The 7852-nt window shown below is 29.3% G+C and carries 4 protein-coding genes and 1 pseudogene; 3 read left to right on the plus strand and 2 right to left on the minus strand.

Annotation, left to right across the window (positions count from 1 at the left end):
* Positions 1-468 precede the first annotated feature (468 nt).
* From Q1X91_RS13935 to Q1X91_RS13945, 3 genes are all read left to right on the plus strand, one after another.
* Positions 469-1863 (plus strand): methyl-accepting chemotaxis protein, encoded by a 1395-nt coding sequence (locus tag Q1X91_RS13935; RefSeq protein ID WP_300758891.1) that lies wholly within the window; start codon positions 469-471, stop codon positions 1861-1863.
* A 92-nt stretch (positions 1864-1955) separates the two neighbouring features.
* Entirely contained in the window at positions 1956-3590 is a 1635-nt protein-coding gene (locus Q1X91_RS13940; protein WP_300758894.1) for a peptide ABC transporter substrate-binding protein, read from the plus strand.
* Positions 3591-3681: 91 nt separating this feature from the next.
* A complete protein-coding gene (locus Q1X91_RS13945; protein WP_300758897.1) occupies positions 3682-5286 on the plus strand; it encodes a peptide ABC transporter substrate-binding protein in 1605 nt (534 codons plus the stop codon).
* A gap of 80 nt (positions 5287-5366) precedes the next feature.
* On the opposite strand, the gene Q1X91_RS13950 is transcribed toward Q1X91_RS13945, so the two are convergent.
* Complete coding sequence (locus Q1X91_RS13950) at positions 5367-7250, minus strand: fructose-specific PTS transporter subunit EIIC (protein WP_300758899.1); 1884 nt, start codon at positions 7248-7250, stop codon at positions 5367-5369.
* Positions 7251-7273: 23 nt separating this feature from the next.
* Positions 7274-7762 (minus strand): annotated as a pseudogene (locus tag Q1X91_RS13955) (PfkB family carbohydrate kinase); the annotation flags it as partial.
* Positions 7763-7852 lie beyond the last annotated feature (90 nt).

The raw sequence follows: 7852 nt of genomic DNA on the forward strand, positions 1-7852 counted from the left end.
TTTCAAATTAAGAAATTAAATAATAAATTTTATATTTAAATTTTTTATTATAAAATATACCTAAACAAATGTGATTTGTCAAAAAATAAATTTTTTAAATTTTAGTATTTTCGGGGACTGCCATGCGAAGCACACACTTGTGACACACCATAACTTCTTTTGTGATGCTGTCCCCCTGCTCTGCGTTCCGATAAAGTATGAATGTAGGCAGCAAAATTCTGTATTATACTAAATTTAGCAATTTATCATACATATAATATATAATTAGTGCGATTTGATAATAATTTTAATACTTGCACTTTCGCGAAGCATGCCGACGAAGTCCGCCTGTGGTGTTGGCAGCAACTTTTGGCGAATCCCACAGAGCTAAAGCGAGAAAAAGTTGAATAAAAGAATTGACAAACTTAAAAATTTTTAGTATATAATAGTTTGTTTATAATAAAAAATTCTAAATTAAGAGGCATTTCCATGAATGATAAAGTAAGCCTAAATATAAAAATAAGTTTATTCATTATAATACCTATTATAACAATAATACTGATATTCGGTATTATAAATACAATTAATACATACAATCTAATGAAAAAAATGTCATTGTTTACAATATCTCAAATGTCCCAAAAAGAAGTATTTGAAATAGAATCTATAATTGATGTAGAATTAAACTACCTCAATAACATAAAATATACAGTAGAAAACATGTATAATTATAATATAAGAAATAGAGAAATATATGAAGATCTAATGAAAAGATTTGCAAATGATATGAGTACTAATGCAGTTTCTGTATCATTAATATTTTTAACTAATGCTATTGATAATGACAACATCTATATTAATAATCCTCTTTATAAAAATATTGACGGAAGATTAGGAATATATTTGCTTAAAGATACAAATAATAATATACATAGAATTAGTATGAAAGAAGCGGATTTGCAATACAGCTATTTAGATACTACTATAAAAAGCAAAGAACCTCATATTACGCCTCTAAACTATTATCCAGTACAAGGAAAATACAGACCTATGTATACGTACTCAATACCTATATTTTCCAAAGATAATGAAATAATTGCTGTATCTTCTCTAAATTTATCATTAGATAATATATTATTTTATGAAGATACTAACGGATTTACAATTTCATTATTTAATGAAAAAGGGAATATTATTTACTGCACTACAGACAAATACCGTATAGGAGAAAATATTACTAACTCGTCTGATATATACAGCTACAATGATCTATTAGAAACTATATATTCAAATAATACTATATTTAAAGAATCATATAATAAAAAAACATCAAGTAAATATTTTTATATTTTTAAGCCTATACATATGTTTGATGATGTGTATTGGGCAATAGAATTAGCGGTGTCTGCAAAAGCAGAATTTTTCAGTAATTATAAAATTATAATAATGATGTGGACTATAATATCATCAATAATTATATTAATAGTAATTATAGTACCGTCAATTATTAATAAAAGAGTATTACCCGTAATGAATAATTTAAATGATAATATCACTAAAATAAAAGAAGGTGATATATCTTGGAGTGTTTCTGAAGATTATTTGAAATTAAATGATGAAATTGGAGATATGAGCAGAGGAATTAATAATACGGTAGAATACTTAAATGATTTGGTTACTGCTGTAAAAGGGAAAGTTGATAAAATATCTGAAAATTCTAGTGATATATCTGAATTTGTAGATAAAATTAATGATAAAGAAAATAAAACATTAAAAAATCAAAATTATCAATTTGTAAATCAGGTTACAGAAACTTCAAAATCTCTTTTAGAAGAATCTAAAGAGCTTCAAAAGATAATAGAATATTTCAAACTTAGAGAATAATAAGAAATTAAAATATGCAAAAATATTATTTGACATTATACTATATAAAATATATACTACAAATTATATTAAAATATAATTTAGGCAGTAAAATGTTTAGTAATAATTACCGTATTTTATTTATAGTATTGCTATCTCTAATTATTAATGTATCTTGTTCGAAAATAGAAGAAACTGTATCTCAAAATCAATCCTCAAAATATTTTGCTTTACAGATAAATATAGGTTCAGAACCATATACTATAGACCCAAGTGTTAATATAACATCGGATACTTTAATATATTTAAGACATATATTTGAAGGATTAGTTACAAAAGATAAAGATGGAAAAATAATACCAGCTGTAGCTAAAACATGGTCTGTAAGCAGCGACGGATTAGTATATACATTTCATCTTAGGGATAATGCATATTGGAGTGACGGAAGAGGAGTAGTAGCTCAGGACTTTGTATATTCATTTAGAAGATTATTTGATCCAAATACTAAAAGTAAATTTGCTTATCAATATGATATAATAAAAAATGCAAAAGATATTAATATGGGAAAAATAGAACCTAAATATCTTGGTGTAGAAGCTATTGATGATTATACTTTAGAAATTATGTTAGAGATGCCATTAACATACTTCTTAGAAATTTTAGCCTACCCTACTTTTTATCCATTAAGAGAAGATATAATTAAAACATACGGAGAAAAATGGACTGAAAGCCCTCAAACATTTATAGGAAACGGACCTTTTAAAATTGTTGAAAGAAAATTTAATGAATATATTATTATGGAAAAAAATGAATTATATTGGAATGCTAAAGAAGTAATACCAAGCAGATTAGAATTCATACTTAGAAATGATAATGAATATTCTCTCAACTCTGTAGAAAGCGGACTTCTTCATTTTTCTAGGAACTTCCCAAGAGAATATATTTCTTCGCTAGAAAAAGCAGGATATATAAAAAATGTACCTAGAATATCCTCATATTTTTATTTTATTAATACAACCAATAAAACATTATCAGATTCAAATGTAAGAAAAGCATTATCTCTTGCCATAGACAGAAATTATATAGTTGAAAATATTACAAAAGGCGGTGAAAGACCAGCTGCTGCTTTAGTGCCTTACGGAGTACCTGGATTTTTTGGAGATTTTAGAGAAAACGGCGGAGACTATATTGATATTACAAAAGATAATTATAAAAATAATATCAAAGAAGCAAAAAAACTTATGATGCTTGCAGGATATCCTAATGGTAATAACTTTCCAACTTTAACATTTAAGACAACTCATGGTGTACATGCTTATATATTTGAGGCTATTCAGAAAATGTGGAAAGAAAATCTTGGTATTGATGTAGTCATAGAAGAGCTTGAATGGTCAGATTTACTAAAACAAAGATTCGATAAAAATATTGAGATTGCCAGCGGAGGCTGGAACGGAGATTTTAATGATCCTATTAATTTCTTATCAATATTTTTAAGCACATCGCCTAATAATAACAGCGTTTACAGTAATACAAGATATGATGATCTTATCAAAACTGCAAGTCTTATAGAAGATACTTCTCATAGAATGATGACTATGCATAAGGCTGAAGAGATGTTAATATCAGATACGGCAATAATACCTATTTATTTTTATAATGAACCTCTTTTAGTTTCGCCAAAACTTAAAGGTGTAGAATATGATTCTATGGGACAATATAATTTCTCTAAAGCATATTTGTTAGAATAAAATAAATTGACTTTAACATATACAAAGCATATAATACTGTCTAAAATAATACCTTATAAAGTATTTTTTAATAAAAATTGGGAGAACAAAAATGAAAAAAATAAATGTCTTATTTATTTTTATAATCTTTTTATTTGTATTATCCTGTTCAAATACGAATAAAAAAGATGAGGGAATATCAATATACATAAATACTGGTCCAGAACCAAATACTATAGACCCTAGTATTAACGTTACATCAGATGCTGTATTTTATTTAATTCATACATTTGAAGGATTGGTTGAAAAAGATATGAACGGCAAATTATCACCTGCCGCAGCAGAAAGCTGGGAAATAAGCGATGACGGACTCACATACACTTTCAAATTAAGAACGAATGCTAAATGGACTGATGGAAAGCCTGTTACTGCAAATGATTTTGTATATTCTTGGCAGAGAGTTGTTGATCCTGCCACTGGAAGCCAATACGGATATCAGCATGAACCAGTAAAAAATGCAAAAGCAATTACTGCAGGTGAAATGCCGAAAGAAAGTTTAGGTATAAAAGCAATAGATGATTATACTTTAGAGGTAACTTTAGAAGCCCCTACTGCATACTTCTTAGAGCTTTTAAGTTTCCCTACTTTTTATCCATTAAGAAAAGATATAATAGAACAATACGGAGATAAATGGACATTAAATGCTGATACATATGTAGGAAATGGTGCTTTTAAACTCATTGAAAGAAACAGAGATGAAAGCCTTGTAATGGTAAAAAATACCAATTATTGGAATATAGAAAATATAGTTCCTGATAAAATTACATTTGTACTTATGGAAAATGAAACGGCTTCTGTAGCTGGAGTTAAGGCTGGTACTTTGCATTTTGCAAGATCCTTCCCTAGACAGGATATACAAACCCTTCAAAAAGAAGGACTTATAGTAATAAAGCCTAAAATATCATCATACTACTACTGTCTAAACTTAACTAATGATATATTAAAAGATGTAAGAGTAAGAAGAGCATTATCTCTTGCTATAGACAGAAACTATATAGTAGAACAGGTAACAAGAGGCGGAGAAAAACCTGCAGGTGCTTTAGTTCCATATGGAATATCTGACTATGAAGGAGATTTCAGAGAAAACGGCGGAGAATATATTGATGTAACTAAAGAAGGATATGCTAAAAATGTAGAAGAAGCTAAAAGATTAATGGCTGAGGCTGGATATCCTAATGGTGAAGGTTTTCCAGTTATGGAGTTTAAGGCTGATCCCGGTATACATGTAAAAATATTTGAAGCTGTTCAGCAGATGTGGAAAGAAAATTTAGGTATTGATGTTACTTTAACTCAGGAAGAATGGGCTGTATTTTTGCAGACCAGATATGACAGAAATATCACAATGGCTAGAGGAGGCTGGAACGGAGATTTTGATGATCCTGTAAACTTCATGACTTTGTGTGTAAGCTATTCTCCAAACAATTATAGCGTTTACAGTAATAAAGCCTATGATGATATGATTAATCAAGTTATGCTTTCAGGGGATCAAAAGTTTAGAATGGAAACTATGCATAAAGCAGAAGATTTATTAATGAAAGAAGAAGCTATAATACCTATATACTATTATACAGAACCTCTTTTAGTATCGCCTAAACTTAAAGATGTTTATTATGATTCATTAGGGTTTCATAAATTTCATAGATGTTATTTAGAATAGAATAAAAACTTATTATAAAAAATAAAGGCTTGAACTTAAATTAATAAAAAGTTCAAGCCTTTTTTATTAAGATATATGTATTAATTATTATTAACAGGCTTTTTGATAAATCCTAGTATCACTGCTGTTATAACAGAACCTACTACTATAGCAAGAAGATACAAAGGAGGATTATTAACTATAGGAAGTACAAATATTCCGCCATGAGGAGCTCTTAATTGTATACGGAAAGCCATAGTTAAAGCTCCAGCAATAGCAGCACCAATCATACAAGAAGGAATAACCCTTATAGGATCAGAAGCAGCAAATGGTATAGCTCCTTCAGTGATGAATGAAAGTCCCATAACATAACAAGTTTTACCAGCATCTTTTTCATCGGCAGTGAATTTATTTCTAAATATTGTAGTAGCTAATGCTATACCCAAAGGCGGAACCATACCCCCAGCCATAACAGCAGCATGAGGAGCATAATCACCTGAAGCTATCATTGCTATACCAAATGTGAAAGCAGCTTTATTGATAGGTCCTCCCATATCAGTAGACATCATAGCACCAAGCAAAGCACCTAATAATATTAAGTTTCCAGTACCCATATTTTTTAAGAAATTAGAAAGCCCAGTATTTATTGCAGCTATTGGATCAACTATGAATAAATACATTACAGCACCTGTAAAAAATATTCCAAATAAAGGATATAGTAAAACAGGTTTAATTCCGTCCAAACTTTCAGGCAATTTAGAAAATACTTTTTTTAATAATAGAGTAATATATCCGCCCAAAAAACCGCCTATAAGTCCGCCTAAAAATCCGCCGCCGCTGTTTAGTGATATAAGTCCTCCAACCATAGCAGGAGCAAATCCAGGTCTGTCAGCAATACTCATACCGATAAATGCAGCCATTACAGGCACCATCAAGAAGAAAGCATTACCGCCTCCTATATCATTTAAAAGTTTTGCAAATGCATTATATGAAGGGTCATTGGGATTGCTCGCATTGATACCAAACATAAATGAAAATGCTATAAGTATACCTCCGCCTACAACAAATGGAAGCATATTTGATACCCCAGACATTAAATGCTTGTATACTCCAGTCTTAGGCTTTTTAGCAAATCTGTCTGAAGAGCCGCCTTCAGAATTAATCTGATATATAGGAGCTGTTTGATTTAAAGCATTTTTTATTAACTGCTCTGGATTTTTTATAGCCTCTTTAACTCCTACTATATCAACATTCTTTCCAGCAAATCTGTCCATAGCAACATTTTTGTCCGCTGCTACTATTATACCTTTGGCATTTTTTATCTCATCTTTTGTAAGCTCATTTTTTACACCGCTTGAACCGTTGGTTTCTACTTTTATAGTTATACCAAGTTCTTTACCTTTTTTAAGCAAAGCATCAGCAGCCATATAAGTATGTGCTATTCCAGTAGGACAAGCTGTTACGGCAAGTACCTGATATGAATCGTTATTATTATTACTGCTTTCCTGATTTAAAGATGAGTTTTCATTATCTTTTTCAGCATTTTTCATTAGTATATCAAGTACTTCTTCTTTGCTTTTTGCATTTAATAATGCTTCTCTTATATCATCTTCAAGAAGAAGAGTAGTTATTTTGGATAATAATTCTATATGAGAGTCATTAGAGTTTTCCGGAGCTGCTATCATAAAAAATAAATGCGAAGGCTTACCGTCTAATGATTCGTAATCAACACCTTGTTTAGAAATACCTATAGCTACAGTAGGAATCTTTACGGCTTTAGTTTTACCATGCGGTATTGCTATACCCTCCTCCATACCTGTAGAGCTTTGAGATTCTCTTTTTAATATTTCTTTTTTATACTCTTCCCTATCATTTAATTTGCCGTTTTTATAGAGAAGATCAACCATTTCATCTATAATTTCTGATTTGGTTTTTCCTTTTAAATCAATATCTATACAATCTAAAGTTATAACATCTTTTAACATTGTTAGCCTCCGTATATATAAAATTAATTAACTTTTTTTATTTCTGTATTTTCTAAAAATTTTTTCATACTCTCAAATGTAGTAAGTCCTTCAGAGCATGCTGTAGAACTTCCGCTTGCTATAGCATATTTATAAGAATCAATTATATTTAAATTATTGCTTAATCCATAAACTATACCAGCCACCATAGAATCTCCGGCACCTACTGAACTTATTAATTTTCCGTCTGGAGCATTTCCTAAATAAGCTTCATCTTTTGTTACTAAAATAGATCCGTCTTTTCCTAAAGATACTATTACATTCTCACTTCCCTCTTTTATTAACTCTCTAGCATATTTTATTATATCTTCTGTTTTTTCTATTTCTATTTTAAAATATTCGCTTAATTCTTTTTTATTTGGTTTTGTAAGAAATACTTTTTCTTTTAATCCTACTTTGAATGCCTCATCTCTTGCATCTAGTATTACTTTTATATTTTTATTTGCTATTGATATAATGTCTTTATATATACTGAAAATTTTTAAGTTTGTCAATTTTTTAATTTATGGTATAATCAAAATATGGATTTTAATTTAACAGACGAAGAAATAAAATTTTTGAAA

The sequence above is a fragment of the uncultured Brachyspira sp. genome (assembly GCF_949287625.1).
Classification (GTDB): domain Bacteria; phylum Spirochaetota; class Brachyspiria; order Brachyspirales; family Brachyspiraceae; genus Brachyspira.